General features: G+C 48.3%; 13 protein-coding genes. 2 read left to right on the top strand and 11 right to left on the bottom strand.

What is annotated here, in order from left to right:
• The first annotated feature begins 135 nt into the window (after nt 1–135).
• Nucleotides 136–1077 (top strand): alpha/beta fold hydrolase, encoded by a 942-nt coding sequence (locus tag OSH01_RS10185; protein WP_266123994.1) that lies wholly within the window; start codon nt 136–138, stop codon nt 1075–1077.
• A 16-nt stretch (nt 1078–1093) separates the two neighbouring features.
• Here the strand turns inward: OSH01_RS10185 and OSH01_RS10180 are convergent, their stop codons facing one another.
• The 10 genes from OSH01_RS10180 to OSH01_RS10135 form a co-directional block, all read right to left on the bottom strand.
• Nucleotides 1094–3097 carry a sigma-54-dependent Fis family transcriptional regulator gene (locus OSH01_RS10180; RefSeq protein ID WP_266123993.1) on the bottom strand — a complete coding sequence of 668 codons (2004 nt, stop codon included), beginning with the start codon at nt 3095–3097 and terminating at the stop codon, nt 1094–1096.
• A 272-nt stretch (nt 3098–3369) separates the two neighbouring features.
• A complete protein-coding gene (locus OSH01_RS10175) occupies nt 3370–4056 on the bottom strand; it encodes a tellurite resistance TerB family protein (protein ID WP_266123992.1) in 687 nt (228 codons plus the stop codon).
• 233 nt (nt 4057–4289) lie between these two features.
• Nucleotides 4290–5648, bottom strand: coding sequence for an NAD(P)-binding domain-containing protein (locus OSH01_RS10170; protein ID WP_266123991.1), 1359 nt, complete (start codon nt 5646–5648; stop codon nt 4290–4292).
• Nucleotides 5649–6084: 436 nt separating this feature from the next.
• Entirely contained in the window at nt 6085–9102 is a 3018-nt protein-coding gene (locus tag OSH01_RS10165) for an autotransporter domain-containing protein (RefSeq protein WP_266123990.1), read from the bottom strand.
• A 307-nt stretch (nt 9103–9409) separates the two neighbouring features.
• Entirely contained in the window at nt 9410–9631 is a 222-nt protein-coding gene (locus tag OSH01_RS10160; protein WP_266123989.1) for a hypothetical protein, read from the bottom strand.
• A 13-nt stretch (nt 9632–9644) separates the two neighbouring features.
• On the bottom strand, nt 9645–10778 hold the full coding sequence (cydB, locus tag OSH01_RS10155; protein ID WP_266123988.1) for a cytochrome d ubiquinol oxidase subunit II: 1134 nt from the start codon (nt 10776–10778) through the stop codon (nt 9645–9647).
• 14 nt (nt 10779–10792) lie between these two features.
• Nucleotides 10793–12367, bottom strand: a complete 1575-nt coding sequence (locus tag OSH01_RS10150; protein ID WP_266123987.1) for a cytochrome ubiquinol oxidase subunit I — start codon at nt 12365–12367, stop codon at nt 10793–10795.
• 208 nt (nt 12368–12575) lie between these two features.
• Nucleotides 12576–14078, bottom strand: coding sequence for a malate dehydrogenase (quinone) (gene mqo / locus OSH01_RS10145; RefSeq protein WP_266123986.1), 1503 nt, complete (start codon nt 14076–14078; stop codon nt 12576–12578).
• 26 nt (nt 14079–14104) lie between these two features.
• Nucleotides 14105–14488: a cupin domain-containing protein gene (locus OSH01_RS10140; protein WP_266123985.1), complete on the bottom strand. Its 384-nt coding sequence runs from the start codon at nt 14486–14488 to the stop codon at nt 14105–14107.
• Nucleotides 14489–14843: 355 nt separating this feature from the next.
• Nucleotides 14844–15206, bottom strand: coding sequence for a hypothetical protein (locus OSH01_RS10135; RefSeq protein ID WP_266123984.1), 363 nt, complete (start codon nt 15204–15206; stop codon nt 14844–14846).
• A 769-nt stretch (nt 15207–15975) separates the two neighbouring features.
• On the opposite strand from OSH01_RS10135, the gene OSH01_RS10130 reads away from it, so the two are divergent.
• Nucleotides 15976–16587: a hypothetical protein gene (locus tag OSH01_RS10130; protein WP_266123983.1), complete on the top strand. Its 612-nt coding sequence runs from the start codon at nt 15976–15978 to the stop codon at nt 16585–16587.
• A gap of 74 nt (nt 16588–16661) precedes the next feature.
• On the opposite strand, the gene OSH01_RS10125 is transcribed toward OSH01_RS10130, so the two are convergent.
• On the bottom strand, nt 16662–17147 hold the full coding sequence (locus OSH01_RS10125; protein ID WP_266123982.1) for a low affinity iron permease family protein: 486 nt from the start codon (nt 17145–17147) through the stop codon (nt 16662–16664).
• Nucleotides 17148–17427 lie beyond the last annotated feature (280 nt).

The raw sequence follows: 17427 nt of genomic DNA, 5'->3' as shown, positions 1-17427 counted from the left end.
ACGCGTCAAAAAGAAAACAAGATAACTTTTAATATCAATTGCTTAGATGATGCAACAACAAAAATTAGACGTCCCGAATCCAACACACAATGCCCCATATTGATGACAAACTGTCCCCTAAACAACCCACTTTCGATGCATCACAGGGAATTCCCTGATCAGCGTATTCAACATGAGTTTTTCCTGCGCACAGGTGATTCCCAGCGTATTTTTGTACGCCTTATAGGGCATGCCAAGGGCACAGCAGTGTTATTACTTCACGGGGGACCGGGCTCAGGAAGCAGTTTGGGGATGAGCGCCCCGTTTGACCTGGATAAACATCTGCTGATCATGATCGATCAGCGCGGATGTGGCCAGTCTCGCCCACAAGGGAGGCTAAGGCAAAACAATACTCAGCAACTGTTGAACGACATAGAGCGCGTACGTCAGCATCTGCACATTAAGCAATGGCATGTATATGGTGGCTCATGGGGAGCAACTTTAGCGCTAGTTTATGCTGGCGCACATCCAGGAGCCGTACGCAGTCTTGTCTTACGCAGCTTGTTTTTAGCCACCCCAAATGAAGTACGCAATCTGCTATATCGGACTCGATTACGGCGCCCCAAAGCGTGGCAACACTTGGCCAATTTAACCGAGGATGCCCCCGTACAAGATCTTTTGACTATGGTCCATAAAGGCTTGCAAGAAGCAAGCCCCAAAGCAGGGAAAATCGCCCAAGCCTACAGTAACTTAGAGCGTGCCTTATTGATGCCCTACAAACCTATACGGCAGCCGCGACTCTTACCTGCTCAAGCACAGGCTCTACGCATTAAGTATTTGGTGCAAACCCACTATCTGTTACAGCACTGCTTTCTTTCGCGGTCGTACCTTGTTCAGCAGGCACAACGTGCCTATCAGCATGGTATAAGTGGAGTCGCTATTCATGGAAAGAATGATCCACTTTGCCCTGTGAGCAATATGGCATGGCTACAGCGCCACATGCCCAGCATGCGTGTAGAAATGGTTCCGGCACAACACTTAGCGCACGAACCCGCTATTCATGAGGCGCTCAAGTCTGCTCTGCTTACGCTAACGTAAACAGAGCTAGAAACCTCTATTCCGTACGTAGCGGAATCTGCAACCTATGCAAGCGTCGATACAAGGTATTGCGGCTCATATTAAGTTGCTTAGACACGCTACTGATGTTCCAGCGATTATCTTCCAAGAATCGCAGTAGCGTCATCCGCTCGGTTTGCTCTAAGGGGTTTAAACCCAGCACTTGCTCTTTAGGAAGCCCCCCGATCGCCGTGCTTGGTACTGCTTGTACCAACGGCTGCATACTGATGCTAGAAACGAGCGGCTCACCCGCCATACGCAATAGATGCAAAGGTATATGTTGCTCGAGAAAAGGAGCAGCATCTTCTTTTTGGGCCACCATCACGCGCAGCACATGTGAGAGTTGACGCACATTTCCGGGCCAGGTGTATGCGAGTAAACGGGCCTCCGCTTCTGGACTTAAGTACTGTGAGCACCCTTCTTGGCACAAAAGAGCGCGAAACAAATTAGCCGGATGGCTACGTTCCCGAAGTGGTTTTAAATTTAACTCCAAGCCACTCAAGCGATAGTAAAGATCAGCCCTAAAACTTCCTTGAGCCACTTTATCCAATAAAGACAGCGAGCTAGAAGAAATCAATAAAACACGCTGTTCGTCACCCACACTTTCTTGCTGATCAAGCAAGCTTAACAATTGTGCCTGAGCAGGCAGGGATAGCTCTTGCACCTTATCTAAAAACAAAACTCCTTGTGCTGCTTGAGCAACTTTCCTCGCCAAGCTGGATTCCACCTCGACACTTATCTCCGTTACACCAATATCGCTCACTGGCTGTGCTTGCCCCAGCAGCATGCAATCTAGCACCACAAATGCCTGTTCGGCTCGATCACTGTGCTGGTGCACAGCGCGGGCAAAACGCTCTTTCCCCGTGCCTAACTCCCCTTGTAGCAAGATAGGTACCTGATACCTCATTACCTTTAAGGCTTGCTGAAAACTCTTTTGTATCTCTGTATCACCAAACTCTACCACGGACTCCACCCTACTACGTTGAGGAGATGCCGGCTCTGAAACACCATATAAGTCCTGCTTATACGTAGGAACAAAGCGTTGACCACCACGTGCCACCAAATGCGAAAGCGTTTTTCTAGAATACTGCGCTACCGCAAAAAAACGATTGCCTAAACCGCAGCTGTACACTGGCATGGGCTGAAAGGAATGCTCTATGCTACGTTGTAACAAGTCAGCAAAGGACAACTGAAAAATACTCTCGATAGCACGCCCACAAACCTCAGAGGCATGCTGATAGCCTAAAAGCAATAATGCATTGCGATTTAACGCCACGATGCTGCCATCTTGTGTACTGACCATTAAGATGCCGCCATATACAACATTGACGCTTTCCGCTTGCATATGAAAATAAACGGTTAAAGCATCGCTACATGAGGCCTCCATCAGACGGTTCTCTATCATGCGCGCTGCTAAATTAATCAGCACCATAGAGGAGTGTGGGAGAATCCCAGAGCGTCCGGTCACATTTAAGGCGGCGATCAACTCGCCTTGAGGATCAAAGATAGGCACCGCAGCACAAGTTAGCGCGGTATGCTCAGAGTAAAAATGATCGGTGGTGCGGATTAGTGTGGGTGCCCCGGTAGCCAAACAAGTCCCCATGCCATTACTGCCTGCAAAACGTTCGCTCCAGATGGCTCCAGGACAAAAATTCAATGCATGCAATTCAGTTTTTAACGGGGCGCAGGCAACCAAATGCAAAATGGTACCGTCCAAGTCAACCAGCACGACCACCAGTTGCTCGTCAGCCAACTGATGGTAAAGCAGTTCCATTTCTTGATTAGCCTCATAAAGCAACTCAGCTGAGCGCTCATGTCGTTCCCCAAACTCCGCACGTGTCAACACTGGAGGCACTTGGCTTTGCTCTGGGTCGAGACCATATCCCTCCAAACAGCGCCGCCACGAGCTCAGCACTACATCACTGACATCGCTGGGACAATATTCTCCTTTCTCCACTATTTGCCGGATTCTACGCGCATGATGCGCACTATCAAGAACCATTTACCCGTCTCCTGCTTTATGGTGTTTTCAGTAAATGGGACCTGCTTACGCAGAGCCTGCTTAATTAGTTTATGCTTAGATTATGACCTCGGCACTCAGACAAAGCAAATGTAGGCAGGGATGGCTAAAAAACCTGTGTTTGCCTGCCTATAATTATTTTTTGGCATGCTTAAACACTACTTTCAGTCTTACTTGCTGTTCGCCTACCGTGCTGATAACACCGCTCCGCAAGTGGGAGCGGTTGAAATCCAACTCGTATGAGCTTTGCGGACTTACTGCTCCAAAGCCAGAGTTTCGAGATGCTGCTGAAAACTTTGATCCAGTTTCAACTGCCGCGCTAGCTCATCCAAGTACGCACGCTCCATAAAATTATCGGCCCCGCTAATCAAAACACTCGCTAGGTAGACTTGAGCACCTTCCTCTGGACTAGTAACTAATGCTGCCACTGCAGCTGGGTCCGCCGGTTGCGCTAACTGCGACTGTAACCATTGATGCTCAGTGGCGCTCGCTTGTAACTGAGAAAACTCCTTATCTAGCAAGGACTGCTCCTGCGCACTTAAGTGTCCATCGGCTTTCGCCGCAGCGATCATTGCTACCAAAATAGTGCGGCTCTGCTGTTCAACCTGTGGAGCCGTCACAGGTAGCGGTGAGATACTGGCTGGCGCCTCTACCTTGCCTTGCTCTGGTGTAAGAGTTTTATTTTGCCAATCTTGGTAGGCGCGTAAGGCCAAGGCGCCCAGTGCTGCAGCGCCCCCATAAGCTGCCACTTTACCGCCCATTTTACGAAACTTTTTATTCCCCATGAGCAACCCCAAAGCACCTCCTGACAAGGCTCCGCCAGCGAAAGTTTTCACTGAAAAATCGTTTTTCTTAGCTGATGTGGACGCATCAATGCCAGTGCCGCTAGCCATAGACTGAGCGGATGCAAGCAGTTGTTGCAAAATATTTTGTATGGACATACCTGTGCTCTCATAGGAAGACAATCTGTTTAGAAACGTATTAATACAGAAAGTTCAGCTTTTTGTCAGCATAAATACTTGCTTGAGTACTGCTTCCTATTGGCACGCTATCGCTCTTTAGGCCCTGACACAACCAAAATTGTATACACAGCCTATAAGAATTATTAGCACACATAAAAAACCGCAGCAATCAATGCTGCGGTTTAATTGGAATATTTTCTTTAGACTGAATTTTAATTTTTAAACTTTAATGCCATAAAGCCTTCTAGGGTATCGTCTTTGATCTCCAACCAAGGTTTAGGCAATTGAGCTGCCATAGTTCCAGTGATAGTTGACGGATATGATTTATTTCTGAACCCCATGATGTCAGATTTTTTATCCTCTAACCATTGCTTGAATAACTCAGCCTGTTGATGTACCGGGAAACTCGGGTAATCCGTGCGACCTGTTAAATCATCGATGTAGTCGGCTTGAAAATCAATTGACTTTTCGTCGCTATCGAGTTGCTCATGCCGCTGCAGCCAAGCATCAATATCTTTACGACGCTCTTGCTCGTCGGGTAATTGAATTTTTCCTAAAATCACATCCCTTACATACCAAGCTTGCGCGTCAAACATATTAAATGTAAACCACTGGTCTTGCATACCTAAATAAATAAGTTTGGGATTACGCTGAAAAACAACCCCTTTATACAAGTTATCGGGATACAAACAATTGTGCGTTTCCAAACGCAACTCATCCGGCAAGAAAGGAAAGTGAAAGATATAACCGGTGCACATAATGATGGCATCAAACGCCTGAGTGGTACCATCGCTAAAGTGCACCACATTACCATCAATATAATCAAAGCCTGGTTTTTCACTAATCGCGTCAGGCCAGTTATAACCAAATGAACCGCCTCGGTGACTTATCGTCACTGATTTAGCCCCATATTTGTAACACTGAGAACCTATGTCCTCGGCAGAGTAGCTGCCCCCTACCAACAGAACGTCTTGCCCCTCAAACTCAAGCGCATCGCGGAAATCATGGGCATGCAAGACTCGCCCCGGGAATTGCTCCATCCCTTTGTAATAAGGCATATTAGGCGTCGAAAAGTGACCTGTGGCGACAATGACATAGTCGAACTCTTCCGTTTCCTGCTCACCCGTCTTGTGATTCATAACGGTAACGCTAAACAATTGAGTGTCATTATCGAAAGTTACCCAACGCACAGGGGACTCAAAACGCACATAATTAAAAATGGCGCGCTTATCAATACGCCCCATGATGTAGTCTTTTAATACTTCTCGGGGTGGGTATGAAGGAATGGGCTGATTAAAATGTCTATCGAAACTATAGTCAGCAAACTCTAAACACTCTTTAGGGCCGTTAGACCATAAATAGCGATACATGCTGCCGTGAACAGGCTCACCATTTTTATCTAAACCAGTGCGCCACGTATAATTCCACATACCGCCAATATCATTCTGTTTTTCGTAACAAACGATTTCTGGTAAGTCCTTAACACCTGCTTTACGTAAGGCCTCAAAGGCACGTAACTGAGCCAGTCCACTAGGACCTGCACCTAGAATAGCTATTTTTGTTTTAGACAAAACAAACTCCATTTCTTTTTATGGCGCGCGCATTGACCTACGCAGCGCGCATTTTTTAATAATTAGTGTTTTAAGAAAGGTCGTTTTTAAGTGCCGATAGAATATCGACATGTTGTCACTTAAAAAATACCCTCGAATACCATAGAAAATACTGCACGTCTATAATATTTTTTATTTTACCATGAAAACAACAAAAAAATCAAGGCCAATAATTCTAATATAAAACATCTGATTAGAATTATTGGCCATATGCCAAATATATTTTTTATTGTGGATTATTTTTTATTTATTAAAATTAATTAAAAAAACAATAAACTAATAATTGTTTTATCACTGCCTTGATGTGTAAATAAGCCACACTTTAAGCCTATGTTAATAAGCTGGTACTCCAGCACTCACTCTTCTCCGTGATGAAGAAAAGTGAGTAAGCAAGCGATTAAAACGCCCAGCTGGCCCTAGCCTGTACACCTTGATCGCGTGTGCCACCGGCAAACTGGCCGGTGTAGACCAAGCTAAAACGGTGGTCACGGCTGTTGAGTAGCTCAAGACCAAGCTCGCTGATAAAAGCATCACGGGCTAGTGGGGCACCGTGAATACTAAAGCTAGGCCCCGTGCTAAAACGCATCTCGCTGCGCGGCGTTTTATTGCCAAACAAATGGCGCCAGCCCATGTTGACCGTGGCAGCTATGTCGCCGTGCTTGGTTTGCGCCAAGCTAAATTGACTGCGTGCCCCTAAGGTAGAGAAGGTAGTGTTGTGCTGTTGCGAGCTACCTTGTAAGGCGCCCAAGCCACCCGTTTCGCTGAAGCTACCACGACGCATCCATACCTGAGCCACATTTACATAGGGTTCTAGCGCCCACTGATTCCATTGTTGTTGATAAGCTGCCTCGGCAAAAATCTGGGCACTGCCTACGTTATAGCTGGCTTTTTGTTGCTCGGCGCCGGGCATCGCAATATGACGCTTGCTATGTAAGCGGTACCACGAGTACGAGGCGCCACCACGTAAGGCCAAGGCACCTACGGACTGGCTGGCATAAGCCATCAGGTGATAGCCGTCGGCTTTGGCGGAGCCTAGCGCATCCGTACCATAAGAGGAACGGCTAAGGGCGGCCCCGATTCCAGCACGGGTTTGTTCGCCTAAGCGAGTATCGGCCCCAAACATCACACCACTTAGGGAGCGGGTCATGCGGGCCGTATCATGGCTGGCTGCCAAGCTGCCCCAACTGCCCAGTGCGCGTCCCCACACGCCGTTGGTGGCGTCGTGTTCGTTGCCAGCATCAGCCGCCAAGGCACCTGTAGTGGCTAAGCGCCCTAAAGAGGCCTGGCGGAGCACACCGCTGGTATCCATCAACGCTGATAAGCTGGAGGCGTGAACCTCACCGCTAAGCTGGCCGTAATACTGTTGCGCGGTTTGGGTAGTGTCCGCCATCACCACGGCACGGTATTCTGGACTGAAATTGTTTTGTGCCTCGACTGCCTGCGCTACCGCCGCTTGATTGCGATTAGCCGCCAAGGAGGTAAAGGTAACATCATTACGGCGCACCGCTAAGGACAAACCCGAGCCCGTAGCGCTCGTGACAGGGTGAAGCGCTAGGTCAATAAAAGGTGTCCCTAATATATCGGCGTTGTCGAATTGACTGCCTGGACTGATCTGGCCAGCTTGCAAGAAAGTAAAATCACGGCCTAAGGCATCGGGGTTCAGGCCCAGCACACGTAACTCTCCCCCTTGGATGTCAGCTGTGCCCTGCACGACAAGTCGGTCTGACTGACCCTGGGCGTCGATTTCGATGTCTAAACGCGAACCGCTTAACTGCGTGTAGTCGCCCGTGACGCTTAAGGTACCAATAGAGTTACCGGGCTGTATGGTGCCGGCCGCAATCAAATGCGCCACGCTACCCGTACCACCTAGGGCGGCATCGGCATCAATGGTCACGGTGGAGTTGACCAAGGCCCCGTTGACGGTCAGTTTACCGGCTTGAATGTGCGTCGCACCCGCATAGCTGTTGTGGCCCGTCATGACCAAATGCCCTTGGCCTGATTTTTTTAGACCTCCGGTGCCGCTGATATCATTACTCCAGATTGAGTTAAACCCCTGGGTATTAACATCAAAGGTTTGTGCAAAGCTTTCCGCACCAAATTGCACTGGTCCATCAATGGCTCGGCCAAGATCCAGCATGCCCCAGCCGTAGATGTCCTTGTTGCCCCAGTCCAAATCGGTACTGTTGGCCGAGGTCAAAATAAGTTCGATAATTTGCCGAGCTGTCATGTAGGGGAAGGCCTCGCGCAGCACCGCAGCCGCACCGCTGACCACGGGCGCCGCCATAGAGGTGCCTACTTTGTAGCCATAGGTGCTGTCTGGCACCGTGGAGTAAATCTGGCCCTCGTCTGCAGTGTAGCCCGGTGTAGGATAATCTCCACCAGGTGCGGCGATGCACCACAATTGAGCTTTGCCACAGCGGTTACTGTAGCTACTTATTTCACCTTTTCTATCTACCGCCACGACCGCGATTAATGCGCCCTGCAAGTCAGAAAAATCCACCTTTAGCCCCACTGGGTCATCGAGCTCGCTCAATACCCATGTGTTGGGATTAGTGAGATCCATATCATCCGAATAAGAATTCAGTACAAGCCTATACCACCCTTCACTCGTATTCTTCGGATTAATGGCTGGAAACATCGCATTCCCAACGGGATTAACACTTGACTTACCCTGCTCCTGATAAGCATTCCCCGAACCAAAGACTAAAACGATATCCGCGTCAGCGGCACGCTTGAGAAGCCCATACACCTGAAAAACATTTCCTAAAAGAGGTTGAAAGTCCAACTCTTTATAATGAGGATTAGGCACTGGCTCACCGGTCACTGGATTTTCCAAAAACTCGAACGGAAACGGCCGGGTCGCGTAACTACCATTTAACACTTTAGCGCCGTGAGCTATTGCATGATCGAAAGCATTCGACTCAGTATCGTCCAGCGATCTCCCTCCTAATATACGCAAAGGCAGTATTTCAGCGTTGTAAGCCACACCATGCATTCCGACACCATCACGCGCTGCAGCTGCGATCCCAGTAACGTGCGTACCATGGGCAAAGCCAATCTGCCCGGGGTACCGCCCTACATAGGTAGGATCCACCCCTTCAATGAAACTTGCCATGTAAGGCGATACCCGCCCCGCAAACTCTGGATGAGCAATATCCAAACCATCGTCGACCACCGCAATTAAGATACCTTTACCCGTATAACCTTTTGCATAGGCATACTGTGCACGAATATCTAATAAGGTATGCGAAGCTAAAAACTCTGGGGTAATAAAGGTCTCTGGCACTTCCAAAGCCTTAGCGCCCACTGAGACTGTACTAAGCCCCACTAGCGCCATCCCGCATAGCTTCTTTCGCCCACCCCTTCGCAAAGAAAGGGGCCGTAACTGAATGCGTAAGGTTGGCTTCATTTTCATATATTGTGATGGCAGAAAGGCTGTTATAAACGAAAGGCATAGACCTTAACCGATGAGAGCGAACGATAGCTCAAGGCCTACTATGGTGTAGATGAGTAACACGGAATACAGAGGAGTTCCAACAAGGGGAGTCCATGTGACTCGCCCAGAAAAACGCGCTAAGACGCACACACTCATATCAAAAAAGGGAGCGGCAGAAAATCAGTTAACAAACTGCTGCGCTCCCTCAATTGGCTTGAGTACAGGGTTGGCTACTACACTGACTCTCACATCAATGTAGTCAAACCCATATCGTCATTTTTAATGATCAGTATCCTGAAGACGATTTATCCGATACCTTCTCAGGCCTCTGAAGAGCATCTTCTTGCTCTTCGAACATCACCCCTCCCATTGCTGCCACTAGCACCATAAAACCGGTGCCTAGTAACCAAGACAAATACCAAGGGCCGTAATCCCCGAGAATGACTGCCAAGAAAATAACGATAACCGCCAAAATCAGGAGCACAATACAACGCATTAATACTGACATATTCGTGTTCCTTTTATAAAGCATGCTCTGAGTTCTCAACGCTTTTGGTCGTGACCTTACCGCGCATCACCCAGAATGCCCAACTTGTGTAGGCAATAATTAGTGGCATAAAGATAACGGTAAACCCTAGCATCCAACTCATCGTCAATGAACTAGCGCCCGAGTTCCACACCGTAAGACTATGCGAAGGATTAGTACTGGACGGCATAATAAAGGGAAACATGGCAGCCCCTGCTGTGCCTAAAACTCCAACCCATGCCATGGCACCCAGCCACCATCCTGTTGCTGGGCGTTGCGCACGTAACGCCAACATGCCAGCGATTAGACCAATATATGCCAAGGCGGGCACCACCCACAAAGCTGGGTACTGGCGAAAGTTAGTCAGCAAACCTCCCGCGACGACCTCAACGGTCTGGTGTAAAGGAATCTGCGCTATACCGGGCTCAGGAGAAGCAACAATGCGAAAACCGTCCATATTAGCTACCCAGACACCACACAAGGTGAACAACACCAAGGCTACAGTACCGCCCAGCAATGATGCTTTACGCGCACGTTTGGCGATATCGCCAACGCTACCGTTCATCAATATAGCACCACCCATATAAATAGAAAGCGATACAGACACCACGCCACACAATACTGCGAACGGATTTAACAACTCCAAGAAACTGCCGGTGTAATAAGAAGTCATACGCCAATCAAAATGAAACGGCACTCCTTGTAAAACGTTGCCCACGGCAGCACCGTAAATCACCATAGGAACCAAGCCCGACACTAACAAACTCCAGTCCCATACATTACGCCACGTAGGACTGGTCAATTTGCTACGGTACTCAAACCCTAAGGGACGAATAATCATGCTCCACAGCAGCACCAGCATTACGATATAAAAACCGGAAAATGCCGTCGCATATACCAAAGGCCATGCCGCAAAAATTGCACCACCGCCCAGAATAAACCAAACCTGATTACCATCCCAATGTGGGCCAATAATATTCAGAGCTACGCGGCGCTCGGCATCCGTACGGCCCACATAGCGCAGTAACGTTCCCACGCCCATGTCCATACCCACCATCACCCCTAACCCCATCAGCAGCACACCTAATAGCAGCCACCAAATCACTTGAAGTACGAAATAAGTTTCCATGATTGCTCCCTAGCCTATAGCGCAGACGCCGTTGGGGGTTGAATAACTGAAGGCTTAGCTTCAGGTGCGTCGTCTGGGCCTTTACGAATACTGCGAACCATCAGATACATCTCCACTAGCGCAAAAATCGTATAGAGCAATACAAAACCTGTGAGCGACACAATCATGTAGGTCACACTGTGGGTAGAGGCCGATAACCAAGTGGGTAAAATTTCATACACAGTCCAAGGCTGCCTACCCACCTCGGCCACGACCCAGCCCATTTCACAAGCAATAAAGGGCACTGGTATCATCCAGACAGCGGTGCGCAAAAACCACCGATGATGTTGAACCTGATTCATCAAGGTCAAGACAATTGCCCCCACGAAATAAGCCAGCATCAATAAGCCTAGCGCCACCATAATACGGAACGCCCAGAAAATTAACCAAACCTCTGGAATACTGTCCTTAGCAGCCTGGTCAATATGTGCTTGGGTCAGTAAACTTAGTTCCCCCTCAGGCGCATATTTCTGTACCAACAAACCATAGCCTACATCTTCCTTGTGTGCCTCGAACTGAGCTAATGCCTCGGCATCTTTGGGATTTTGACTTAAGCGTTGCATCGCCGCTACCGCTGGCAGGCCATTTTTAATTCTGACCTTAGCCTGCTCTTCTAACTCATCAATCGCGGGCACCGTTCCATCCAACGAGTGGGTGACCAGAATGGACAGCAAAGCCGGCACCTGAATTTCCATCAAGTTACGCTGTTCTTCTTGCGAAGGAATGGCGATAGCGTTGAATGACATCGGTGCAGCTTCCGCCGTCCACAAGGCCTCCATCGCCGCAAGCTTGGTAGGTTGTGCTTTTGCGCCTACAAAACCTAAGGCATCGCCTAGCGTCAACACCCCTGCAGTGCCTAATACGCCAAACAAGGCTGCCACACGGAAAGAGCGACGTGCGATATCCATATGACGATTGCGCAACATGTAGAACGCACTGACGCCACAGACAAATACCGCAGCGGTAACATAGCCTGCCAACACGGTATGCACAAATTTAGCTTGCGCATCGGGGTTAAAAAACAGTTCAGAGAAACTGGATAGCTCCATACGCATCGTGACGGGGTTGAACTCCGCACCATGGGGACTTTGCATAAAACTGTTGGCGACCAGAATCCATAATGCAGACAAATTGGAACCCAGCGCTACTAAGTAGGTCACCACTAAGTGTTTGCCTTTAGACATACGATCCCAGCCCAACACCATCAAGCCAATAAATGTGGACTCCATAAAGAAAGCCATTAGACCTTCTACGGCGAGCAGAGTACCAAAAGCATCCCCCACAAAACTGGAGTAAAACGACCAGTTCATTCCAAACTGAAACTCCATGGTCAGACCTGTTGCCACACCTAGCGCAAAGTTGATCATGAAAAGCTTAGTCCAGAACTGAGTCATACGCCTATACACCTCTCGCCCAGTGGTGACGTAAATAGTCTCCATGACGGCGATTAACAAGGATAAGCCCAGTGTTAACGGAACGAACAAAAAGTGATAAAGCGCTGTCGCCGCAAACTGCACGCGGGACAAATCGACGACCATTTCATTTACCATAATAATTATCTAGGTGAGAACCAACAGTTTTATCCTGCGACTATCCCCACAGAGAGTACCCCTCCCCTACATAGCGCAGAACAGAAAAACAGCAACACTACATCATTTTCCGCTAGCTTATTAGCACCCTAAAAATTTGGTTTTAACCAATCCGATAACAGTGGGTATTTGCCCATCCATTACCGCCCGTACCACTCATAGCCCTCTGTTAAACATTTTCCAATTTCAACACTGCCGCTGTGTCCGCCCGAATAGCGCGACAAGTACTAGCATCCACTTTTAAGTCGATACCGTAAGTAGGAATGATTTTTTTCAACTTACTCAACCAGCCAGCAGCCGTGAGTCTATCGCTAAAACAGCGCTCTAAAACCTCTAACGCAATAAAAGCCGCCGTTGATGCACCGGGAGAAGCGCCTAACAAAGCAGCCATAGACTGATCTGCAGAGCTCACCAGTTCGGTACCAAACTCCAATACGCCACCCTCATGATGATGAGTAGGCTTGATAATCTGCACGCGCTGTCCGGCTACTGCTTTAGTCCATTGATGGGTACGCACCTCGGGATAAAACTGACGCAGCATCTCGAACTGATGCGAGGCACTTTGTAAGACCTGAGATACTAAGTACTCACACAATTGCCAGTTATTCTTAGCCACATCCAACATAGGCAACACGTTGCTAGGCCGCACCGACTCGGCTAAATCTCCCAAGGAGCCATGCACTAAGAAGCGCGAAGAAAAACCCGCATACGGCCCAAAAAGAATGGATTTCTTACCAGCAATAATACGGGTGTCTAAATGCGGTACAGACATAGGAGGAGACCCATGAGGAGCCTTACCATAAACTTTGGCATGATGGCGCGCGCTTATCTCGTCTACATCGCAACGCAACCAAATTCCGCTGACAGGAAAGCCCCCATATCCACGTCCTTCGGGAATGCCCGATTGTTGAAGCAACTCTAAAGAGCCGCCTCCAGCGCCAATAAACACAAATTTGGCACTAATGCTATGCTGCTCATGGGTACGGGTGTTGTGCACTGAGACCTGCCAGCGTCCGGATGCTTCGCGTTTAAGATCCAGGACACGGCTAAGATAGCGCACGGCCACCCCAGACTGCTGGGCCAAATTCTTAAACAACAAATGTGTCAAAGCCCCGTAATCGACATCGGAACCTGTCACTATACGTGTGGCGGCGATAGGCTGATCAGGTTTGCGCCCTTCCATCACCAAGGGTATCCACCGCGCAATTTGCTGTGGGTCCTCGCTGTACTCCATGCCGTGATAACAGTGGTGGGCCGACATCTGTTTAAAGCGCTCACGCAAATACTTCACATTATCCTGCCCCCACACAAAACTCATATGTGGACACGCATGAATAAAATCAGCAGGATCGGCAATAGCCCCTTTGCCCACCAAGTACGCCCACAACTGACGCGATAAATCAAACTCGGTATTGACCTGCAAGGCTTTAGAAATATCCACGCTGCCATCGGGTCGTTGAGGCGTGTAATTCATTTCACAATTCGCCGCATGTCCCGTGCCCGCATTATTCCACCCATCGGAGCTTTCTTGAGCACAATCGTCTAAGGTTTCAAGAAAGACGATATTCAAGGAGGGCTCTAACTCCTTAAGCAAGGTACCCAGCGTGGCGCTCATGATGCCCGCGCCAATCATCACTATGTCGGCATGTTCAGGCAAAGTTGAATTGCTCATCACCCTCTCCTAGAGTTGCTGTTTTATTAAGTCACGACAAAAGGCGGGCTCTCACCCTCAGGTAGAATCACGTAGGCACGACGCCATGGTTCATCACTGAGCAGGCGCCATTTATGCCCTCCGCCTACCGTATCCTCAGCCAGCAACACATCACCAGGATGTAACTGAAAACGCTCACCGCTGCGCGTCTCAAACTCCAGCACACCACTTAAGGTCAAAACAAATTGACGTGCTGGTGCCGTATGCCAATCGAAACTGCCGCCGCCACTAGTTTGTCTAAATGAAATACTGACCGCTTTACAGGCCAGACCGACTAGGTCGCCACGCTCACCAGTAGGCAAAGCAATAAAGCCTTCTTCAACCTGTGATTGACCCTGCTGGTTGGCGGACAGTCTTACGCAACGAATCATCGCTTCCCCTTAAGCTAAAAACTCTAGTTGCTTTTGTTATAGTTTGAATCATAGACCATTTGAGGACAGAAAATAATTACTATAGTGCCCCTAACTACCGAGCTGTGGCCCCAACGACGAGGCCAAGACAGGCAAACGTGCATGTCCGTGCACGGGTAATTCAGTCCAGTTGATGTGCAGGCGTTGTTTTTACTCAGGGTCCAAGCCCAAGCACCAACACTTTCAAGCCGCCTGAACATAGAAAACCGGAACATACAATTAGTAATAAAAAAACTCTCTTGACTGACCCTGATTCGTCAAAAAAAGAGGCTTTACCACAACAGTAGTACAAAGAAAACACCAAGTAGGATGAGCGTTAACGTTCGCTTTCTAGTTTATCTGACAGCCAACCCAAACCAAAATAGATAGGTAGCGGAGCCATCGCTATCACCAATGCCGCGGCATAGGGCAACCCCAGCAATCCGTAAGCAAACGGTGCCAAGGCGATATTGACAATATAAATACCCATCCCAGAGAGGTTACTGAGTAGGGAATTCACCCATGAATAAATGAGAGCCCCAATGCCGAGCAAAGCCAAAGGCGTCGTAATACTGCTCCAAAACTCTACACCGGTAAGCCATGTCAAAGCGGGCCCCAGACCAAACGCAGCGGCAAAGATATTTATGATACTTAACACAGCCGCAGCAAAAAACGCGATATCTGGAAGCTTTTTTATCATCCTATTACCAAGCAAATAGAGGGCACTTTAAGCCACGACGCCTGATTATATATCAGCTTAAGTTCGGGCAATCACGCTTGATATTTGAAATGGACGTGCAAGTTGTGTTGTGCTTAGGTTGGAGCAACTGGCAGCACCTCAGATTGAGTATGCGCGAGCGTAAATACCGCTCGTCGATAAAAATATCTCACTAAAGGACCTTCGTACGTCTGGAATGACACCTGCTTTCAATGTAAACACTAACCTTCGCTAACAATTAGTCGCTAGTTTTCCCCTCCGTCTGGCTAAAGTAGCAATAAGTAGCAGCAGAAACTTTTCTTAAGTAGCAACTACCGGGAGATAAGTATGGGCATGAAAAGCGTTGGTGATCTCTGCACGGCGTGTCAAGGATTGCCGCTATCACAAGCATTTAGCAACAAGCACGACCTCATGAACAAGCTCTCAGAACGACAGTCGGATTGCGGACGTACTCAAAAAACGCTTTATCAATGTTTCTCGTGCAAAACCTTGTGGCTGCATGAGCAAAATCAATGGGGAGCCTGCTTAGGATTCAAGCTCTGGCACTCAGGCCTTGATGAATTTAATCGGACGCGCACCCCTTTGCCTTTCATAGTGAACACTTTCCACAACCCAAGCAGTTCTCCTAACGCTGCTTTCCGTTAAATTTCTTTTCTTTCGCACGACGATAGCATCAGGTTTGTGAGCGTACTCCAGCTCAGACCTTAGCTCGGAACTCACGAGCGTTTTCCTACATATTGCAGAGGTGACGATGAAAAAAGCGAATGCTAATCAAACCCAGCTACACGAACTTTTATACCAAGCCCTAGAAACCGAATTGGGCGGAGAACAGGTCTATAAAACAGCTCTTTCCTGTACATTAAATCAAGATTTACAGAAAGAGTGGGAGGGGTATTTAAGAGAAACTCAGACGCATCAGCGTGTGCTATATACGGTCTTCGAGCAACTGGGGTTAGACCCCGCGCAGCAAACCCCAGGCCGCAAAGTGTTAGGCCACATTGCCGACTCTTTAGTGAAAGCTATGAAGATGGCGATGACTGACGGCAATGCTGAAGCTGCCGAGCTTGTGGCCGCTGAATGCGTGATACTTGCGGAAACCAAAGACCATATGAATTGGGATTTGATTGGCCTAGCAGCCGAACAAACGAAAGACGCCAAAGTAGCCAAAGCGTTAAAACAGGCTCATGAGGCCGTCGCGGTCGATGAAGCGCATCACCTGTATCACACTCAAGGCTGGGCCAGAGAGTTATGGATACAGTCACTAGGCTATCCCGCTGTGTTGCCTCCGCCGGAAGAGAAAAAACAAGTGGAAACAGCGATAGGTGCATCCCGAGCAGAACAGCAACGCGAAAAGTTATTCTAAGCAACAAGCATAATTTCCCCTAGTAGCTGAATCCGCATTCTGCTACTAGGGGGAAATCACTATGAACAGTAAGCCTACCTTTCAACGTCCCCTTGTTGTCGACGGGCTCTTGCCGCGATAGATGAATAATACTGCTCTAAGCGCTTTAACTGTGCCTCATCGAGCTCTTCCACATCAATCAGGCGTTCGTTGGCATCCGTCAACGAGCGTATCAACTCATCAAGTTTAATATGAACGGCTTTGCTGTTTTTATTCTGGTTTTGTTGAATCAAGAAAACCATCAAAAATGTAACAATCGTTGTCCCAGTATTGATGATCAGTTGCCATCGTTCCGAAAAATCGAGAAATGGTCCAGAAATAGCCCAAGCAATCACAGCCAGTATTGCGACTCCGAACATCACAGGCGAACCGGCAAAACGAGTCACCCCGTTCGCAAAACAATCAAAAAAACCATCTACCGTTTTAGGAGCGCAAGGCTCCACGCTTGGCAAACCCTGCTCATCCACGTGCTCCTTGTCACCGCGAGAGCCCGATAAGTCTTGAGTGTTTTTTATTTCCATATCAACCTCCGAAGTCCGTATTCATAGGTTAATACGCCTAGTGAATAATTTATTTCAGAGGGATACAAAAATCGGCAAAACACAGCAAGCAAACGTATCAGTTACGAAATGAGGACAAGGTAGTTACCGCAGTGAACTTTAATCATAGACATGCGACCATGGGCCATTAAGCCGATAAAAACATGGAGCGAAAAAAGTTGCTGCCTTTCGTTGTATTTTACCGCCTGACAATATTAAGCTCTGCTTTATAGCGAACCATATTTGAGTTGCTTGTCTTTTT

This window comes from Alcaligenes endophyticus (genome assembly GCF_026344035.1).
Taxonomy (GTDB): Bacteria; Pseudomonadota; Gammaproteobacteria; order Burkholderiales; family Burkholderiaceae_B; genus Alcaligenes; species Alcaligenes endophyticus.
The sequence above is the reverse complement of the archived record's forward strand: the minus strand, read 5'-3'. Positions and strand labels throughout refer to the sequence as shown.

Coding starts and splice junctions, on each gene's coding strand:
- OSH01_RS10185 (WP_266123994.1), top strand. CDS start 136: ATGCATCACAGGGAATTCCCTGATCAGCGTATTCAACATGAGTTTTTC.
- OSH01_RS10180 (WP_266123993.1), bottom strand. CDS start 3,097: ATGGTTCTTGATAGTGCGCATCATGCGCGTAGAATCCGGCAAATAGTG.
- OSH01_RS10175 (WP_266123992.1), bottom strand. CDS start 4,056: ATGTCCATACAAAATATTTTGCAACAACTGCTTGCATCCGCTCAGTCT.
- OSH01_RS10165 (WP_266123990.1), bottom strand. CDS start 9,102: ATGAAAATGAAGCCAACCTTACGCATTCAGTTACGGCCCCTTTCTTTG.
- OSH01_RS10160 (WP_266123989.1), bottom strand. CDS start 9,631: ATGTCAGTATTAATGCGTTGTATTGTGCTCCTGATTTTGGCGGTTATC.
- cydB (WP_266123988.1), bottom strand. CDS start 10,778: ATGGAAACTTATTTCGTACTTCAAGTGATTTGGTGGCTGCTATTAGGT.
- OSH01_RS10150 (WP_266123987.1), bottom strand. CDS start 12,367: ATGGTAAATGAAATGGTCGTCGATTTGTCCCGCGTGCAGTTTGCGGCG.
- mqo (WP_266123986.1), bottom strand. CDS start 14,078: ATGAGCAATTCAACTTTGCCTGAACATGCCGACATAGTGATGATTGGC.
- OSH01_RS10140 (WP_266123985.1), bottom strand. CDS start 14,488: ATGATTCGTTGCGTAAGACTGTCCGCCAACCAGCAGGGTCAATCACAG.
- OSH01_RS10135 (WP_266123984.1), bottom strand. CDS start 15,206: ATGATAAAAAAGCTTCCAGATATCGCGTTTTTTGCTGCGGCTGTGTTA.
- OSH01_RS10130 (WP_266123983.1), top strand. CDS start 15,976: ATGAAAAAAGCGAATGCTAATCAAACCCAGCTACACGAACTTTTATAC.
- OSH01_RS10125 (WP_266123982.1), bottom strand. CDS start 17,147: ATGGAAATAAAAAACACTCAAGACTTATCGGGCTCTCGCGGTGACAAG.